The 18,365-nt window shown below is 50.4% G+C and carries 17 protein-coding genes and 2 tRNA genes; 13 read left to right on the top strand and 6 right to left on the bottom strand.

What is annotated here, in order from left to right:
* Positions 1-47 precede the first annotated feature (47 nt).
* Positions 48-806 carry a YdcF family protein gene (locus BLT51_RS08495; protein ID WP_157672979.1) on the top strand — a complete coding sequence of 253 codons (759 nt, stop codon included), beginning with the start codon at positions 48-50 and terminating at the stop codon, positions 804-806.
* Here the strand turns inward: BLT51_RS08495 and BLT51_RS08490 are convergent.
* Positions 793-1,851: a CobW C-terminal domain-containing protein gene (locus BLT51_RS08490; RefSeq protein WP_091282218.1), complete on the bottom strand. Its 1,059-nt coding sequence runs from the start codon at positions 1,849-1,851 to the stop codon at positions 793-795. The two genes, BLT51_RS08495 and BLT51_RS08490, sit on opposite strands and share 14 nt — an antisense overlap.
* A gap of 94 nt (positions 1,852-1,945) precedes the next feature.
* Here BLT51_RS08490 and rpsN point away from each other — a divergent pair, with 94 nt between their 5' ends.
* From rpsN to rpmG, 4 genes are read left to right on the top strand one after another with little or no spacing between them, the layout of a single operon-like run.
* Positions 1,946-2,251, top strand: coding sequence for a 30S ribosomal protein S14 (gene rpsN / locus BLT51_RS08485; RefSeq protein ID WP_091282216.1), 306 nt, complete (start codon positions 1,946-1,948; stop codon positions 2,249-2,251).
* Positions 2,252-2,263: 12 nt separating this feature from the next.
* Complete coding sequence (ykgO, locus tag BLT51_RS08480; RefSeq protein ID WP_091282213.1) at positions 2,264-2,386, top strand: type B 50S ribosomal protein L36; 123 nt, start codon at positions 2,264-2,266, stop codon at positions 2,384-2,386.
* On the top strand, positions 2,386-2,619 hold the full coding sequence (gene rpmB, locus BLT51_RS08475; RefSeq protein WP_091282211.1) for a 50S ribosomal protein L28: 234 nt from the start codon (positions 2,386-2,388) through the stop codon (positions 2,617-2,619). Before ykgO ends, rpmB begins: the two co-directional genes overlap by 1 nt.
* An 8-nt stretch (positions 2,620-2,627) precedes the next feature.
* Positions 2,628-2,795, top strand: a complete 168-nt coding sequence (gene rpmG, locus BLT51_RS08470; protein ID WP_091282209.1) for a 50S ribosomal protein L33 — start codon at positions 2,628-2,630, stop codon at positions 2,793-2,795.
* A gap of 102 nt (positions 2,796-2,897) precedes the next feature.
* Here the strand turns inward: rpmG and BLT51_RS08465 are convergent, their stop codons facing one another.
* Positions 2,898-3,746: a hypothetical protein gene (locus BLT51_RS08465; protein ID WP_091282206.1), complete on the bottom strand. Its 849-nt coding sequence runs from the start codon at positions 3,744-3,746 to the stop codon at positions 2,898-2,900.
* Between the two features lie 326 nt (positions 3,747-4,072).
* A tRNA-Gly gene (locus tag BLT51_RS08460) sits at positions 4,073-4,143 on the bottom strand.
* A gap of 139 nt (positions 4,144-4,282) precedes the next feature.
* On the opposite strand from BLT51_RS08460, the gene BLT51_RS08455 reads away from it, so the two are divergent.
* From BLT51_RS08455 to BLT51_RS08420, 8 genes are all read left to right on the top strand, one after another.
* Positions 4,283-4,359 (top strand) — tRNA-Pro (locus BLT51_RS08455).
* A 245-nt stretch (positions 4,360-4,604) separates the two neighbouring features.
* The gene (gene tig / locus BLT51_RS08450) at positions 4,605-6,131 is read left to right on the top strand and encodes a trigger factor (RefSeq protein ID WP_091282205.1); all 1,527 of its coding nucleotides are present in this window, start codon (positions 4,605-4,607) and stop codon (positions 6,129-6,131) included.
* A gap of 281 nt (positions 6,132-6,412) precedes the next feature.
* Positions 6,413-7,054, top strand: coding sequence for an ATP-dependent Clp protease proteolytic subunit (locus BLT51_RS08445; protein WP_091282202.1), 642 nt, complete (start codon positions 6,413-6,415; stop codon positions 7,052-7,054).
* Between the two features lie 14 nt (positions 7,055-7,068).
* Positions 7,069-7,752, top strand: coding sequence for an ATP-dependent Clp protease proteolytic subunit (locus tag BLT51_RS08440; RefSeq protein ID WP_269435395.1), 684 nt, complete (start codon positions 7,069-7,071; stop codon positions 7,750-7,752).
* 159 nt (positions 7,753-7,911) lie between these two features.
* Positions 7,912-9,183, top strand: coding sequence for an ATP-dependent Clp protease ATP-binding subunit ClpX (gene clpX / locus BLT51_RS08435; RefSeq protein ID WP_091282200.1), 1,272 nt, complete (start codon positions 7,912-7,914; stop codon positions 9,181-9,183).
* An 18-nt stretch (positions 9,184-9,201) separates the two neighbouring features.
* Entirely contained in the window at positions 9,202-10,239 is a 1,038-nt protein-coding gene (locus BLT51_RS08430; RefSeq protein ID WP_091282197.1) for a LacI family DNA-binding transcriptional regulator, read from the top strand.
* Positions 10,240-10,453: 214 nt separating this feature from the next.
* Positions 10,454-11,887 carry a hexose-6-phosphate:phosphate antiporter gene (uhpT, locus tag BLT51_RS08425; protein WP_091282196.1) on the top strand — a complete coding sequence of 478 codons (1,434 nt, stop codon included), beginning with the start codon at positions 10,454-10,456 and terminating at the stop codon, positions 11,885-11,887.
* 1 nt (position 11,888) lies between these two features.
* A complete protein-coding gene (locus BLT51_RS08420; RefSeq protein WP_091282193.1) occupies positions 11,889-12,671 on the top strand; it encodes an inositol monophosphatase family protein in 783 nt (260 codons plus the stop codon).
* A 102-nt stretch (positions 12,672-12,773) separates the two neighbouring features.
* Here the strand turns inward: BLT51_RS08420 and BLT51_RS08415 are convergent, their stop codons facing one another.
* From BLT51_RS08415 to proC, 3 genes are all read right to left on the bottom strand, one after another.
* A complete protein-coding gene (locus BLT51_RS08415; protein ID WP_091282192.1) occupies positions 12,774-14,600 on the bottom strand; it encodes an AMP-dependent synthetase/ligase in 1,827 nt (608 codons plus the stop codon).
* A 161-nt stretch (positions 14,601-14,761) separates the two neighbouring features.
* Complete coding sequence (gene valS / locus BLT51_RS08410) at positions 14,762-17,437, bottom strand: valine--tRNA ligase (protein ID WP_091282189.1); 2,676 nt, start codon at positions 17,435-17,437, stop codon at positions 14,762-14,764.
* 72 nt (positions 17,438-17,509) lie between these two features.
* A complete protein-coding gene (gene proC / locus BLT51_RS08405) occupies positions 17,510-18,307 on the bottom strand; it encodes a pyrroline-5-carboxylate reductase (RefSeq protein ID WP_091282186.1) in 798 nt (265 codons plus the stop codon).
* Positions 18,308-18,365 lie beyond the last annotated feature (58 nt).

Raw genomic sequence — 18,365 nt, 5'->3', positions numbered from 1 at the left:
GACGCAAGGGGTGATGAAGAATGGCCTATGTGTTGGAACTGCTGTGTGTGAGCAGTGCAGTTGCTCTGGTGTTGTTTGGGCTTGAGCGATTGCGTTCACCGCGCTATCGAAAGTGGGCGGCAAGGTTCATCGTTGCTGGCATAGTTATGTCCTGGTTTTCGAGTATCATTCATGGGCTACGGGCTGGTGGTATCGCTTGGGGTTATGCGGCCGGGGTAGGGGTTGTGCTCCTTGAGTTTCTTATTTTTCTTTTTATGGTGGTTCAGCGCGGACGACGTCGTCCCGATGGGCCACTAGATGCCGTTGTTGTCCTGGGAGCTGGCTTGCTTGGCACCGAGGTGACGCCGTCGCTGGCTCGTCGCTTAGACGCTGGAATTGCGGTTGCCCGTGCAAGCGGTGCACGCACGGTGTTGTGCTCAGGCGGTAAAGGCGCTGACGAAGTGATTTCGGAAGCTGAGGCGATGAGCCGTTACATTGGACAACAGGCACCAGATACGTTCACTGTTCTCCAGGAAGATCGCTCGACGACGACGAACGAGAACATATCCTTGAGCGCTCCGATCATAGACCGGGTTTTCGGTCCGAGCGCCAAGGTCGGAATCGTCAGCAGTGACTATCACATGATTCGAGCCGGTTTACTGGCTCGGCGGATGAGCTTGCCGTGGGCGACATTCGGGGCCCGCACGTCTGTTCTCGCATTGCCGACGGCGGTAGTGCGAGAATTTGCTGCGCTGGTAAAAATGTATTGGTATTGGGAAGCTATCATCGTCGGCATTGCTGGGGTCGTAGCAATTACCCTTCAATAACGTTGGTGCCTAGCCACTGATCTAGTCCATCGTCCGCCTCAGCGAACAACATGTCCTCGTCTGTTGCGAGAGCCTGAGAAAAGGCGCGGGAGATAGCATCTCTTGTTGTGTTATCTCCGATTCCCACAATAACAATATGTGTCTGCGCATCGGCAGGTGTGTCCCACGAACCAGCGGATGATATAGCGACAGAGCCACCGAGTGCATCCCAAGAACAGATAGTTGTTGGCCGTGACGCCAGCCAGAAACAACCGCGTGCACATACTCCGTATTCGCCCAGCTGTTCTGCAAAATCGAACAGACGATCTGGATGGAATGCCCGCTGAGACGTGAGATCCAGTGTCCACGTCCCGTGCCCGTCGGGTCCGCCCCAGGCCTGAATCGTGGCTGGATGGATACGTTCTAGGGCATCTTCTGGACGATGAACGAGTGATCGGGCTATGGCAAGGATATTATCTTCGAACGGGTTGGCAAGCAACGTATCGTGAGCACGTAGATGCTCGACTAGCTCGCCACCTGCACTATCATGATCTCCGGTGAGCAAAATAAGGTCTGCATAACCAAGATTGAGTGCGTGTATTTCAGCTAAGCAGCGTTCATCATCTGGGGTTAAGTTAGATCCATGATCGCTGAGGGGTATGTGTGTTAAGAGTTCAGCGGGAGCGTTCGTCGCCTCAATGCTGTGCATGACTGCACCAAGGATGATATGCCGTTCTGCTAGGTCGTTGTGCAATCCGGGGCATAGGTGTGCGAGTTCAATTCCGGCAGGCAAGAACAAGAACGTTTCAGGTGTATTAAGACTGTCTACAAAAGTAATCATTGCTACGCGGATTGCGCACGTGATGCACGTTCCAGTGAGTTCAATGCGATAGGTCTTCCCGGAAACGGATGTGAATAGGGCAGTTCCGATTTGCGGGGCTGCGTCGTCGTCAAAAATCACTTGTGTTTGCCATGTGTTGTCAGGGTTCGCGTTTAAAGCCAAGCTAAGCAGATCCGTCAGTAACTGGTTGGTGCTGGAAATGACGTGGAGCGTGCGCGTAGTCATAGTGTCCTTTCGATCAGTGCACTTGCCTTAATGAGAACTATTCTCTATTATGGCAGAGTAATTAGATGAGAACAATTCTCAAGAGGTGATGTGAGTGGCAAAACGATCGAAAATCGTAGCCGACCAGCGTAGACGAGAAATAGTGGCAAAATATGCCGAGCGTCGCGCACAGTTGAAGAAAATGTCAGTAGACGTCAATTTATCGGCGAGTGAACGGGATGAAGCGATGCGTGCACTCCATGCGTTACCACGAGATGCATCGCCAACTCGGCTCCGTAACCGAGATGTTGTAGACGGGCGGCCGCGCGGATTCGTTGGGAAATTTGGGCTGTCGCGTGTTCGATTCCGGAAAATGGCACATGAAGGTCTCTTGCCTGGTGTCACTAAATCATCTTGGTAAGGAGAGACGGTTATGAAAGTTCGCGCATCATTGCATAGCTTAAAGAACCAGCCGGGTTCAAAAGTAGTTCGCCGTCGGGGACGGGTTTATGTCATCAATAAGCTCAATCCAAAATTCAAAGGAAGGCAAGGGTAATGGCCACATATTGTCAAGTGACTGGCCGTAAACCGCAGTTTGGCAAGATGGTGTCTCATTCGCATAAGCGTACGAGCCGTCGATTCAACCCGAACCTGCAAAATAAACGGTATTATGTTCCCTCACTCAAGCGCACGATTACTCTGACTGTGAGTGCAAAGGGAATCAAAACAATCGATTCAAAAGGGATCGATGCTGTTGCTGCTGATTTGATTCGGCGCGGAGAGTTGTGAGGTAGAAAATGGCTAAGGCTGCGGATGTCCGTCCAATCATTAAGCTTGTGTCCACGGCAGGTACTGGCTTTACGTATGTCACAAAGAAGAATCGTCGCAATACGCCAGACCGGATGGTGCTCAAGAAGTATGATCCAGTTGTGCGCAAGCATGTGGAGTTCAAAGAATCTCGTTAAGTGGTAGAACATAGAGGTGTTGCCCGCAGGAAATCCTGCGGGCCACACCTTAGTTTTTTGAAGTCAGATAGATAGTGCTATTACATTCTATCTAGCTTTAAATCAGTGGTTGCGACGACGAAGAGTTACTGCACCACCAAGGGTGGAAAGAGCTGCGATGCCAGCGAGAGCGCCTACTGCAACACCAGTCTTAGCAAGTTCACCCTTCTTAGCTTCTTCAGCCTTCTTGGCTGGGGTGAGCTTCATGGCTGGAGTGATTTCCTTCTTTGAATCGGTCTTTGCAGAGCCATCCTTGAGGTATTCGGCAAGGCCTTCGGTTGCTTCTAGTACGTTTGGATCCTTCTTGTAGCGGTCGAGGCGAGACTTGAGGGTCTCTTCTCCCTTGATGCCGCGGCGGAGATCCTTGGTGGCTTCCTGGACGTTTGGGTCCTTCTTGTAGCGGTCGAGGCGAGACTTGAGGGTTTCCTTGCCTTCGATACCAAGGCTGAGGTTCTCGGTGGCTTCCTGGACGTTTGGGTCCTTCTTGTAATCTTCAAACTTAGCGTTGCGCTTGGCCTTGCGTTGTGCTTCCGCGATAGCTTTCTTGTTCTCGGCTACCGCTTTCTTAACTTCAGCAATCGCGTCACTCTTGTTTTGAACGCTGTTGAGAAGTTTGTTTTGATCTTCTATGGGGAGTTTCTCAAAAGATTCGCTGGCGATCTTTTCGATCAGATCGTTCATTTCGGCTTGTTGCTTTTCGATGAATTTGTTTTCTTTCTCAAATGGGTCACCGACTAGCTTCTGAACGTTTGGGTCGCCCTTGAGGCAGAGGATGCGCTCAGAGATTGGAAGTGTGTCGCATGAAGGCTTGGTTGGAGTTGCGTCCTCAGCTGCGAAAGCTGGAGCTGCAAGACCAAGACCTGCTACTGCAAATGCAACACCGAATGCTGCACCCTTCTTAAAATTCTTCATTTAGAATCTCCTAAATGTTTCCTGTCAATCATATTTCTGATTGATCGAATGGTTAAGTGGTTCAACTAAAACTGTAGTCGTACAATCCACCGCTCGCTACATAAGAATTGATTTCCTATGCGAGCTAGCGCACAAGATAACGTCTGAGTGGCTAAAGCGCCTACCTCGACACGCCCTATAAAACAAGGCTTTCAGGGAATTCCCAGACTCCACTCAGAGAGCTTTTAGATATGGTGTGATTTGAGTCACCTTACAATGATTTAGGTTTTCTGGCGAGGGTTTGGCGTGTTTAGCGTAAAACGCAGAGCTGAAATGGGTATGAAAAGAGCGAGTGACGAGAATCGAACTCGCGTCATCTGCTTGGAAGGCAGAGGCTTTACCATTAAGCTACACTCGCTTTGCCAGCCGTAACCGACTCATTGAGTTTAGCAAGTGAAGTCGCTGTGTGCAAAATAGGTCTTCTAAACGTGATCTGAACCTCAAGATTGTTTCGGATTAGAATTTTTTCAAAAAGTCCTTTAAAGTTTTTAGAGCGACGGGATATAGCGCAGGTTGGTAGCGCGTCCGCTTTGGGAGCGGAAGGTCGTGGGTTCAAATCCCGCTATCCCGACCAAACAAAGTCCGAGACTCAGTTGAGTCTCGGACTTTTTGTTAGTTGTGTTTACCTTCATTGCCTATCAATGCAGACCTTAGCCGTTACATGTTTTATGATGGAACAGTATGCGCAAACGTAACGTGCCAGATCGGCGTCGTTGCGTCATAGCTAGAAAACAGCTCTGCGCCTCTGACAGACGTTCGCCACCCAAACGGCGAACCCAACGGGCCACGGCCCCCGAATACGTGAGTGGAGAAATCCCAGTGAAGAATTCCGTTGAGTACCTCAGCGAGACCCGCGCCAAGCTAACCGTCGAAGTGACCGCCGAAGAATTCGGTCCAGACTACGAGAAAGCCGCGAAGACTCTCGCCAAGCAGGTCAACATCCCAGGCTTCCGTCCAGGTCACGCCCCACGTCGCATCCTCGAAGCGAAGATCGGCAAGGGCTACATCATTGAGCAAGCAATCAATGACAGCATGGACCAGTTCTACCAGCAAGCTGTTGCAGAAGCTGACATCTTCCCAATGGCGCGCCCAGAAATCGCTATTGACGAAGTTCCAGAAATGAAGGGCAAAGATGACACCACCGCCCTGAAGTTCACCGTCGAAGTTGATGTTCGTCCAGAGATCATCCTCCCAGACCCAGCATCCATGACCGTTAAGGTTTCCTCCGTTGCTGTTTCTGACGACGACGTCGCCGCCGAGCTCGACTCCCTCCGTGAGCGTTTCGCAACCCTCACCTCAGTTGATCGTGCAGCTGCTAAGGGTGATTACGTCAACATTGACATGGTTGCCACAATCGATGGTGAAGAGATTGACGACGTCTCCGGTGTTTCTTACAAGATCGGTGACGGCAACATGCTTCAAGGCCAAGACGAAGCACTTACCGGTGCCAAGGCAGGCGACGAAGTCGAATTCACTGCTGAGCTCATGGGCGGCGCTCATGAAGGTGAAGATGCAAACGTCAAGATCACCGTTCACTCTGTGAAGGAATCCGAGCTCCCAGAAGCAGACGATGATTTTGCACAGCTCGCTTCCGAGTTCGACACTATCGACGAACTCAAGGAAGACCTCCGCAAGACCGCCGCAAAGAACAAGGGTAACGATGCAGTTGCTGAAGGAACCCAGAAGCTTTCCGAAGCACTTCTCGCGGCAGTTGAGTTCCCACTTCCAGAATCAGTGATTGAAGAAGAAGTAAAGAATCACCTCGAGCGTGAGGGCAAAGAGGGCGACGACTCCCATGGTGCAGAAATCCGTGGCGAGATCGAAGAAGCACTTCGTACCCAGATTCTTCTTGACGCATACGCCAAGGCATTCAACGTTGATGTGGCTCAGGACGAACTCATCGAGTTCCTCGTCTCTCAGGCACAGATGTACGGCATGGACCCGAACCAGTTCATCCAGGCTGCTGCTCAGACCAACCAGATCGGTGCATTTGCTGGTGAGATCGCACGCAACAAGGGTCTCATCGCAGCTCTGCGCCTCGCAAAGGTAGAGGATGAAAACGGTACCGTCGTTGACGTAACCGAGATCCTCGGCGAAGCCCCAGAAGGCGAAACTGTTCCAGACTTCTCCGCTCAGGAGAAGAAGGTGAAGGTTGTGGCACCAAAGGCTAAGAAGGCTGAAAAGAAAGCAGAAGCAACTGAAGCTGCTGGCGAGTTTGACCCATCCGCTCACAAGGTAGACGAAGTTATTGCTTACCTTGAGGCTGCAGATGACGCTGAAAAGGCACGCGTACTCGAAGCTGAAAAGGCTGGTAAGGCACGTAAGACCATTATGGCTCTTGCCTGACACTTAACGTAAAAGGGACCATACCTGTGCGGTGTGGTCCCTTTTTCTTTTGGGTAACGGTTCGCGGTTGAGAAACGCGGCAATAGCGCAAACTGGGATCTATATCGCCGAGGTTTGCGTTATTGCCCAGTTTGAGGGACACCTGTCCGCCCACGCCACTAGCGAACGCATATAGGAAAATAAGGCCAAAGCAGGGTACTCTCATATATGGAAATACGTAAGATCGTGTTGAGGTCTTACGGAAACAATTTTGGTTTTAATGCCACAACGAAGGAGAATACGTGACTACCACGCCACAGCTCGCCGGAGGCAACGCAAATGGCCTCGGACTAGGCGATTCAATTTATAACCGTCTCCTCAAAGAGCGCATCATCTGGCTCGGCGATCAGGTTAAGGACGAAAACGCAAACATTATTTGTGCTCAGCTCCTCCTATTGGCCGCGGAAGATCCTGATAAGGACATCTATCTGTACATTAACTCGCCTGGTGGCTCGGTAACAGCAGGCATGGCAATCTTTGACACGATGCAGTACATCAAGCCAGATGTTGCAACTGTAGGCATGGGATTAGCTGCGTCAATGGGGCAGTTCTTGCTGACTGCTGGCGCTAAAGGCAAGCGTTACATTACGCCACACACTCGGGTGCTTATGCATCAGCCGTTAGGTGGCGCTGGTGGTACTGCCACGGAGATTCGTATTAATGCAGATCTGATTTTGCAAATGAAACAAGAATTATCTGAACTCAATGCAAAGCATACGGGCAAGACCGTGGAACAAATCCTTGAAGATTCTGATCGGGATCACTGGTTCACCGCTCATGAAGCACTTGAATATGGATTCGTAGACCATATTATTGAAGACGCCTCATCCGTTGTCGGTGGTGGCGGAATGCAAAACGTCGCACCACATGATGGTCAGAACTGAGGAAAGAAACGCAGATGATGAATTCAATGAACCCAAATCAGATGCATATGATGCCCGGTGGTATCGCACCACAAATGCCATCAAACCGCTACATTTTACCGAACTTTGAAGAACGTACACCATACGGTTACAAGCGTCAAGATCCATATGCGAAGCTGTTTGAAGACCGCATTGTTTTCCTTGGCGTTCAGGTGGATGACGCATCAGCTGATGATGTCATGGCACAGTTGCTCGTTCTGGAATCAACCGATCCAGAATCGCCAATTACGATGTATATCAATTCCCCAGGTGGATCGTTTACGGCGCTAACCGCAATCTATGACACGATGCAGTACATTAAGCCACAGATCCAGACAGTCTGCTTGGGGCAAGCTGCCTCGGCAGCGGCTGTTCTTCTTGCAGCGGGTAGTCCAGGACGTCGTCTAGCTCTGCCAAATGCTCGTATTCTTATCCACCAGCCAGCAATGGAAGGTGTTCAAGGCCAAGCATCGGATATTGCCATTGTTGCGGACGAAATAGACCGTATGAACGATTGGCTCATTGATACCCTTGCTGCGCACAGCGGTAAAGACCGCGAGATCGTCAAGAACGATATTGCTCGCGATAAGATCCTTACTGCTCAGCAAGCAAAAGAATACGGATTAGTCGACCAAGTTCTGGCATCTCGTAAAGCGATTGACCCACGGCTTGCAAAATAAAATCTAGGCATAATACCTTTTGCTACGGCGGGGTCAGACGTCAAGTTTGGCCCCGTCGTCGTCAATTGTTAACACGCCCAACACGCAAACACTTCACACTGGACGCGATATAGTGTGGAATAGAAGTCGACGACGATTGACAACGAATGGAGAAACCCAGTGACACGCACGGCCGATGCGGCAGATACGCTCAAGTGTTCCTTCTGCCAAAAGAGCCAGCGTCAAGTACGCAAACTCATCACTGGCTCTGGAGTGTATATCTGCAACGAATGCATTGAACTTTGCAATGAGATCATTGAAGAAGAATTCGGGAATGATGCTCAAGAGCATGAGGAGAAAGAGCTACCTAAGCCGGCAGAAATTTTTGCATTCCTCAACGAATACGTCGTTGGACAAGAACGAGCAAAACGAACGTTAGCAGTTGCCGTTTACAATCATTACAAGCGAATTCGTGCCCAAGAAGGATCTAGTCTCAAAGTAAAGCAACCCGAAGAACATGTAGAAATTGGCAAATCGAATATTCTGCTGATGGGACCAACTGGTACCGGTAAAACATATCTTGCGCAGTCGCTGGCCAGAATGCTCGATGTGCCGTTTGCGATCGCTGATGCCACTGCTCTGACCGAAGCCGGATATGTTGGTGAAGACGTAGAAAACATCCTTCTTAAACTTATCCAAGCAGCTGAAGGCAACGTTGAGCGCGCCCAACGAGGCATCATCTATATCGATGAAATCGATAAGATATCACGCAAATCTGAAAACCCCTCCATTACCCGCGACGTTTCCGGGGAAGGCGTACAGCAGGCGTTGCTGAAGATTATCGAAGGAACTGTAGCTTCTGTGCCACCGCAGGGTGGTCGCAAGCATCCGCAACAAGAGTTTATTGAAATCGATACATCAAATGTTTTGTTCATCCTCGCCGGAGCTTTTGCTGGTATGGAAGATATTGTCTCGTCGCGAACCGGACGGCGGGGGATTGGCTTTGGTGCCCAGCTCCATGAAGCAGATCGCGGTACAGAAGTATTTAGCGAAGTAACGCCGGAAGACCTACATAAGTTCGGTATCATTCCAGAACTTGTGGGGCGGTTACCGATCGTAACTAACGTGGAAGAACTTAGCGTTGACGATCTCGTAGAAATTCTTACCACCCCGAAGAATGCGCTGCTCAAGCAGTATCAGAAGATGTTTGCGCTGGATGGCGTCACCCTTGACATAACTCCAGAGGCTTTGCGTGCTATTGCTACCGAAGCGATAGAGCGCGGAACGGGTGCTCGTGGGTTGCGTTCGATTATGGAAAACCTGTTGCGTGAACTGATGTTTGAAATACCGTCTCGTGACGACGTAGAACGTGCAGTTATCGATGCCGACGTCGTAACTGGTACTGCGGAACCGCGATTAGTATTGCGCGGCGCCCAAGGGCAGACGGCGTAATACTGTCTCTTCCCTGACATGACTACTAAGAAAAGTTCGGCGATAACGCGCAGAGCAACTATGCGTGATGTAGCTGAGCACATAGGCGTGTCTGTCTCGACGGTGTCGTTGGCGCTCAGAAATGATCCGCGAATCTCTGATAAAACTGCACAAGAAATAAAAAGAGTAGCGCGGGAAATCGGGTACCGGCCCGATATTACTGGATCATTGTTGCGAACAAATAACCCGCGCATCATTGGAGTTGCTGCAGAGTTTAGTCAAGAACTGCACGCTGCATATGTATCCAATATTCGGTCCATTGCGAATAGACATGGTTATCAACTAGCTATCGAAGATGCTAGTTTCTACGCTGGCTATGAGGAAGCTCTAGAGCGGTTAGCTCAATTGAGGGTAACCAACACAATTGCAATTAATCCGTGTTTTCCTGAACCTATTCCAGAACGCTTAGAGCCATCTGTCATTATTGGTCAGACGTCTCCTTGTCCAACTTCCAGCCTTGTTCGTTCGTCCAACGACGTCGGGATGCAAGAACTAGTTACGCATCTAGTTGATCGGGGTTACCGGAGAATTCTGTACCTGGACGGGCCAAAAGGTATCTCTGCGCGCAATAGGCGTCGAGCCATTGAACATGCAGCAAATGTGAATGATGTGTGGCTCGAAATCGTAGCTGCGGGCAATAGTTTAGATGATGGCTTTCTGGCCATGCAGCATGTTCTATGCGAGCGTTCAGATTCTCCAACAAATCAATTCAAAGAAAAAGGAATCGCAACTGCGGTAGTAGGATACAACGATCAGTGCATTCAAGGGGCTGTCATTGCACTGGAGCGGGCTGGCTTGAGGATTCCTTTAGATGTAGCTGTTGCCGGGTTTGATAACTCCTCAATCGCTGCCTCGCGAGCTTTTGGTCTTACGTCGGTAGATCGAGGTATTGCTCAGGTGTCTGAATATGCGGTTGAGCTAGCAATTGAACGGCATAACAATACGAAAATAGGTGCCAAGACATTGGTAGTGGATAGCCATCTTGTAGTGCGGAATACAACTACTCCGGTTGCTTGACGTCCTTTCGACGTCTGGATTCAGCTACGCGCACACAGGCGCATGCATCCATATGGTAGCCTCCCGTAAATATTTGTTAAAACAAATGGAGTATTTTGCTTGACATAGTTCAATCGTTTGAATAGCATTTATATACCGGTTGGTTATCTTCATATGTCAGCTGAGCCATCTTCAATGGCGAAGAAGGAAATACAACAAGGAGGTTGTAGGTCAGATGAAGAATCGAAGTCTATTTGCTATCAATCGATTGCCACGTTCTGGTGAAACCCTGGCAGTGCAGCGAAAACGCTGGCTAGCAGAGTTTATGAAAGTATACTCGGTGCTGGTTATTGGGTACGGTGCTTTTTATTTGTTACGAACAAATTTCAAAGCAGCTCAGCCAGAGCTCATCACCCAGGCTGGTTTTTCAACCACAGAGCTAGGTCTCATTGGTTTTGCCTTTTCGTTAACCTACGGATTTGGAGGCTTATTCTTAGGGTTTTATTTCGATGGCAAAAATACTAAAAAAGCGCTTAGTTTCTTAGTCACATCTGCTGGTATTCTTGCCGTTATTATTGGCATCGTTCTGATGACTATGAGGCATCCATATGGATTCCTGATCTTGTTATGGTCAATCAATGGCTTATTCCAAGCTCCGGGCGGACCTTGTTCGAATTCAACAATGAATCGATGGACACCACGAAAGCTACGCGGAAGATTTATTGGATGGTGGAATGCTTCCCATAATCTGGGTGCGATGATAGCAGGCATACTTGCGGTTTGGGGAGCTAATACATTCTTTGGCGGATCTGTAGCAGGTATGTTTATCGTTCCTGGTCTCGTCGCTATTCCAATCGGAATTTGGGGATTTTTCTTCGGCAAGGACGATCCAGCAGAGCTTGGTTGGGAGACGGCCGAAGAAATTTTTGATGAGCCCAAAGCGCAGGTCGACGTCGTCGCTACACAGATGACTAAGGGGCAGATTCTTATCGAATACGTCCTGAAGAACCCTGCAGTATGGCTATTGTGCATAGCGAATGTTGCTGCGTATACCGTACGAATTGGTATTGATAACTGGAATGTTCTCTACGCACAAACGGAATTAGGCTTCTCGCAATATACCGCTGTTAATACAACATTTGCTCTCGAAATTGGCGGCTTGTTGGGATCGCTTTTGTGGGGCTATTTCTCAGACAAGCTCGGTGGCCGCCGTGCTCTGACTGCAGCCATTGGAATCGCGTTGGTGATTCTGCCAATTTGGATCTATTCTCAGGCAACGACGGCTCCAGTGGTCTATGGTGCATTGTTCTTTATCGGTTTCCTTATCTTTGGTCCAGTGACGCTGATTGGTATTTGTGTAATTGGTTTTGCACCTAAGAACGCCACGGTTGTCGTGAATGCTGTACCACGAGCTTTCGGCTACGTGTTTGGAGACTCAATGGCAAAAGTTCTCCTTGGTCGCATTGCAGACCCACAAAAAGAAGGCCTTACAATACTCGGTCATGTCTTCCATGGTTGGGGATCAACGTTTACAGTCTTGATGATTTCTGCTGTTGCCGGGTTGATTTGCTTGGCTTTCGTTGCAGTATTTGAGGAGCGTATGCTTCGTAAAGATAGGCAATTCCTTGCTGCACAATCGTCAGAAAATAATAACGAATCGGAGAAGTAAAATGAGTGATGTAAAAAATTATGAAGAGCTACTAGGATACGCTGAGAAAATTGTCGTCGAAGCATGCGAAGTAGCATTGAACCCCGGTATCGATCTTAAAGTATCTACTAAATCGAATCGGAATGATCTCGTAACTGCAGTCGACAAAAAGGTAGAAGAGATCATTGCGCGAAAGCTTGCTGATGTAACAGACTATCCGCTTTTAGGCGAAGAAAACCACAGTATCGATTCTTTCGACGGGCGAGTTTGGGTACTTGATCCGATTGACGGCACGATGAATTACGTTGAGACACATCGAGATTATGCGATCTCGTTAGCTCTGTGCGAGGACGGAGTCCCAGTACTGGGCGTGGTGGCTGACGTTGTTGGCGGTAAAATCTACACCGCAATACGCGGAGCAGGTGCACGTTGCAACGGAAAAGAGCTCCCAAAGGTAGACCCGGAGAGGCCTTATTCGGAGGCAGTTGTTATCACTGACCTGAAAGAAATAAATGCGTTGCCACGTCTGATTGAAGTTCTCAAAGACTCGCGTGGACATCGGCGTTATGGATCCGCAGCTCTGGAACTGGTCGAAGTAGCATCTTCACGTGCCGGAGCATTTGTCCACCTGTGGGTGTCCCCATGGGATATCGCGGCCGCTATGTTGATCTGTCAAGAAACAGGTGCGTTAGTTACTCGATTAGACGGAACTCCATTGGATGTTCGGCATAAGGGTTCTATCCTTGCAGGCTGGCCGACAGTCCATTCAGGAATCCACGATCGGCTAATCGTCCAAGCTATGTAATACTAGATGGTTTTTGCTGACTTGCGCCTATTGTCTCCAAAAATAAGGGCACGCGCTGGAAAATTCCCAGCGCGTGCCCTAGTCACGAAATACGAGCTTCGATCAATCGCCGTAGATTTCGTGAATGTAATCTGCGAATTCTTCCAACACTACATTGCGTCGGACCTTCAACGACGGCGTTAAGTATCCGTTACCCACAGTGAAATCTGTAGGAAGAATAGTGAACTTGCGGATAGACTCCGCACGTGAAACCCGCTCATTGACTCGCTTGATTGCACGGTCAACAGCAGCTATAACCTGTGGATCGCTAATAGCATCGGCAACCGTCATTGACGGCAAGTTGTGGTTCATAAGCCATTGTGGCAAAGCCTCGGCGTCTAACGTTATCAAAGCTCCAATAAATGGCTTCTTATCACCAACAACAACGACCTGTGAAATTAGCGGATGGGAACGAAGCCGATCTTCCAACACAGCCGGTGCAACGTTCTTTCCACCTGCGGTAACGATCAGTTCTTTCTTGCGTCCAGTGATCCATACGAAGTCATCTTCATCGATTCGCCCAATATCGCCGGTACGGAACCAGCCGTCATCCGTAAATGCAGCAGCCGTAGCCTCCGGATTATTATGGTAACGCTGAAACACGTGGTCGCCCTTGATAAGAATTTCGTCGTCGTCGGCGGTCTTAACGTAACATCCCGGGTAGGGTAGGCCAACTGATCCAATGCGCATATAGTTTGATCGGTTGACTGTTGTTGGTGCAGAGGTCTCAGTTAAACCATAACCTTCCAACACGGTAAGCCCGATGCCACGGAAGAACGAGCCAAGCCGTTCGCCCAGCGGTGCGCCCCCAGAAATAGCGTAGCGCAACTTGCCGCCAGTGATCTCCCGCAACTTCGAATAAACGAGCTTGTCGCCCAGCCGATGCTGTGCAGTGAGCTTCGCTGACGGGCCTTTAGCAGTTCCTTGTGCTCGTGAATAGTTAATTGCAACCTTCGCGAACGTGCGGAACAACCGCAGTTTGACACCTTTACCCGCCTTTGAATCGGCCGAGTTGTAAATCTTTTCGAAAATACGCGGCACTGCCAAAATGAAAGTTGGCTTGAACGACTGCATATCAGCTACGAGATTCTTCGTGCCACAGTATCCAACAGTGGCGTTACCAATCATTGCGACCAAGTTAATGAATCGAGCAAAGACGTGTGCTTGTGGCAAGAATAGAAGTGTGCGGGAGCCTTTATACGAGATGACGTTCGTCAAGCCTTCATCGGTTGGGCCGTTCATAGCTACGTGCAAGACATTGCGGTGAGATAGTTCCGCGCCCTTAGGCCGTCCAGTTGTTCCAGAAGTGTAAATGATAGTCCACAGATCGTCCGCGTGGATCGCATCGATACGTTCATCGATAATGTGATCGTCCTCGATATTTCCACGGGCAGAGATTTTCCCTTGGGCGTCTTCGCTGATCACGAATGCATCTTCAAAATGATCAAACTTTGCCAAAATTGGTGCGAGAACGTTGTACATTCCCTGGTTTTCCACGATCGCAAAGCGGATGTGTGCGTCTTGGATAATCCATTCTGCTTGTGCCGTTGATGAGGTCTCATAAATCGGGATAGCGTGGGCGCCCGCGAATTGAATCGCAAAGTCGAACAGCGTCCATTCGTATGACGTGTGGGCCATAATCGCGATGCAATCGCCGGGCTGTACACCCATGGCGATAAAGCCACGTGCTAAGGAGCGTACCTCTTCGATGAGTTGATGCCATGTGACGGGCACCCAGTTATTGCCGAGATTTGACTTGCGTTCAATCACGACGTGCTTGGATCGTTCCTCGCCATAGCGTCGAATAGTGGACGGGACGGTCATATTATCGGATATTTTTACTAGGCCAGGAATGAATGCTACGCCTTCGTCTTCAATATACTTGCTCACGGAGGTCCTCCTTCAGGAACGCTTAACCATTCCTACGATACCGTAAGTTTTTGTGAAGGGGGAGGATATTGCGTGTGTTGCGTGCGACGCACATAGCCATATTATGGCACGAGCCCGGCACGATGTAACGTCAATGCCGGGCTCGTATTTGAATAGAAAGGTTACTTCTTCTTTGGCTCTGGTTCAGCTAGGTCATAAGCCGTCACAGTCGGTGTTTCAACATCGCTTGTTTCGACGACGAACTGGCCATCTACGTGAGCGGCCGCAACAATATCGGAGCTAACTGCAGCAATCTTCGCCGCGTCGAGTTCCGGAACTGTCAGCGTGACAGTGTGGAACGAGGTACGCTGCGAGACCTTATTCTCCGACTTAATTTTGCGCAGCGCTGCCAACGCTTGACTTGCAACGTGTAAGGTAGCTGGATCGGCATCACCAGAAGCTTGAGCCAATGGAACAATCGATGGCCACTGTGCACGATGAACAGATCCAGTGCGATACCATGACCAGACCTCCTCAGTAGCATATGGCAGGATCGGAGCGAATAAACGAACGAACGTATCCACTGCAAGGTTCAACGCAACACGTGCAGAGCGTACTGCATCGGTATGGCCAGCGGCAGCATACTTTCCGTCCCGGTCATATGCGCGATCCTTAACCAGCTCGAGGTAGTCATCGCAGAAAGTCCAGAAACACGTTTCGGAGATTTCAAGTGCTCGAGTGTGATCGTAGTTCTCGAATGCTTGAGTTGCTTGTTCAACCACGTGAGCAAGCTCAGCCAGCATAGCGCGGTCGAGCGGTTCGGTGACCGCAGAAGAATCGAGATCGACCTTCACGCCAGCGCCGCCCATCTGCAACGCAAACTTCGAAGCATTAAGAAGCTTCATCGCCAAGCGACGACCAATCTTCATCTGCTGCTCATCGAAAGCTGCATCAGTACCCAAGCGTGCCGAAGCCGCCCAATACCGAACCGCGTCCGAACCATGCTTTTCTAGCAGACCCATCGGGGTCACAACGTTACCCTTGGACTTACTCATCTTCTTACGGTCCGGATCCAAGATCCAGCCTGAGATAGCAGCATGCTTCCATGGGACGTCATCAAATTCGAGATGGGCACGAACCATGGTGGAGAAGAGCCAGGTACGAATAATGTCTTGGCCCTGTGGGCGAACATCCATCGGGTAAACCTTGGCGAATAGATCTTCGTCAGTTAACCAGCCGCCAGCGATCTGTGGAGTCAACGACGACGTCGCCCACGTATCCATAATGTCAACTTCGCCAACGAAGCCGCCAGCCTGGCCACGCTGCTCCGCAGTGAAACCTTCAGGAACATCGGTGGTTGGATCGATCGGGAGCTGGTCGATAGACGGAACGATAACGTCGTCGTAATCAACATCGCCAGCTTCAGTGACACGGTACCACAATGGCAACGGAACACCGAAGAAACGCTGACGGGACACGAGCCAGTCAGTGTTCAAACCTTCAACCCAGTTATTGTAGCGAACCCGCATAAAGTCAGGATGGAAAGCAACTTCCTCACCGCGAGCCAAGAGGTTATCGCGCAGATCCTTGCCGTTGGAATCCTCATGCGGGCGACCGCCGTTGCGGATGTACCACTGACGGGAGGTAACGATTTCGAGTGGCTTATCGCCCTTTTCGAAGAAGTTCGTCATACGAGTGGTTGGCTTTGGTTCACCAAGCATTTCGCCGGTTTCCGCCAACTTTTCGACAAGTGCTTTACGAGCAGAGAACGTGGTCTTGCCAGCCATCTCTTCGTACATCGAAACGCCTGCCGGGGTAGTGATCCACTCTGGGGTCTCGTTCAGTAGACGACCATCTTTGCCAAGCACCGAGCGCATTGGCAGCGCCAGCTCGCGCCACCAGACGACGTCGGTAACGTCACCGAACGTACAGCACATTGCAATACCCGCACCCTTGTCCATCTCTGCCTGTGGATGAGGTAGGACTGGAATTTCGACGCCGAAGACTGGTGAGGTAACAGTTGTGCCGAACAATTCTTGGTAGCGTTCATCGTCTGGGTGAGCAATAAGTGCCACACAAGCCGGCAACAACTCTGGACGGGTGGTTTCAATGACGACGTCGTCACCGCCGTCGGTACGATGGAACGCAAGTGAATGGTATGCGCCAGGGTATTCGCGGGCTTCCAACTCAGCCTGGGCAACTGCGGTCTGGAAGGTAATATCCCACAGACCCGGGGCTTGTGCCTGGTAGGCTTCGCCGCGTTCAAGATTCTTAATGAAAGCAGCCTGGGCAACCTTTTGTGCCTTAGAACCAATGGTTTGGTAATTCTGCTCCCACTCGACTGACAGGCCAAGGTGACGCCACAACGCTTCAAACTGCTGCTCGTCCTCTTGGGTTAACTTCCAACACAACTCGATAAAGTTTGGTCGGGAAATTGGCATCTGGTCAGCGAACTTGATCGACTTGCCATCGCCGCCATCATGCGGCGGCACAAAATTTGGTACGTATGGCAACGACGGATCGACGCGCACACCATAATAGTTTTGTACCCGGCGTTCTGTTGGTAGGCCGTTGTCATCCCAACCCATCGGGTAGAAGACATTCATACCCTGCATACGCTTGTAGCGGGCAACTGTATCTGTATGGGTATAGCTGAACACGTGGCCCACGTGTAGCGAACCAGAAACAGTTGGTGGTGGGGTGTCAATCGAGTAGACCTGGGTACGCGAAGTTTCCCGGTCGAAGCGGTAAGTGCCGTTCTCGGCCCAAGCCTTACCCCAACGATCTTCTAGACCTTCGAGCGATGCCTTGTCCGGAACCTCGGTGTTATCGAGCAATGCGGAATTATTTTCAGTCATGGTTCTATTGTTCCACGTTTTGGCATTCTCATGCCTTGGTCTGCACGGTGGCAGGTGTCACGTTGGCTTGCTTTACTCTTTATCACGCGCGACCGCAGCGCGTACGCCGGCGATGACAGCAGGGGAGAATCCGGCGTCTTCCATGGCAAGTAATCCAGCAATAGTCGTGCCGCCGGGTGAGGTAACTCGGTCTACTAGTTCAGCCGGGACGGAAGTATCGAGCGCATCGAGAACCATCTGGGCAGAACCGAGTACGGCTTGAGCTGCGCACCGTACGGCTTCGCGCTTCGTCATTCCTTCGGCGAGCGCGGCACGTGCCAACGCATCAATATAGGTGTATGTCCAGGCTGGTGAGCAGCCGGCGATTGCTGAAAATGCGGAGAAGAGTTCTTCAGGAATATCTGCTACTTGTCCGATGGCTTCAAACATCCTCCGTACTTGGCAGGCGGCTGATTCAGTGACGTACTTATTCGCGCATAGTCCAGTCATGGATTGGCCGATATGCGCATTAACATTTGGCATGGCCCGCATGATTGGTTGACTTGCCGGCAGATGCTCAGCAAGGTCCGTGAGTGATATCCCTGCCGCCACCGAAACAACGATGGTGTCAGGGGAAAGGTGCGAGCTGATCTCATCCAGAATGCTGGCAACCAAGTATGGCTTGACTGCTAGGACGAGGATGTGGCTTACTGTTGCCACCTCACTGTTATCGGTAGTGAAACGGGCGTGGAGATCGGTAGCTAGTTGGTTACCGGCGTCGGCATTGCGCCGCGAAAAAATAATGTCACCACCGGCCGTACCGGAAGAGACCAGGCCGTGCATAATTGCGCTGGCCATCGAACCAGCACCGATAAAACCAAGAACAGTCATAGGATCCAGTTTAACAGTGCCTCGAGTAAACAGAAGGCGTCCACTAATCTCGGCAATA

Source organism: Arcanobacterium phocae, from assembly GCF_900105865.1.
GTDB lineage: Bacteria > Actinomycetota > Actinomycetes > Actinomycetales > Actinomycetaceae > Arcanobacterium > Arcanobacterium phocae.
Note: the sequence above shows the minus strand (reverse complement) of the source record. Positions and strands in the feature narration are given on the sequence as shown.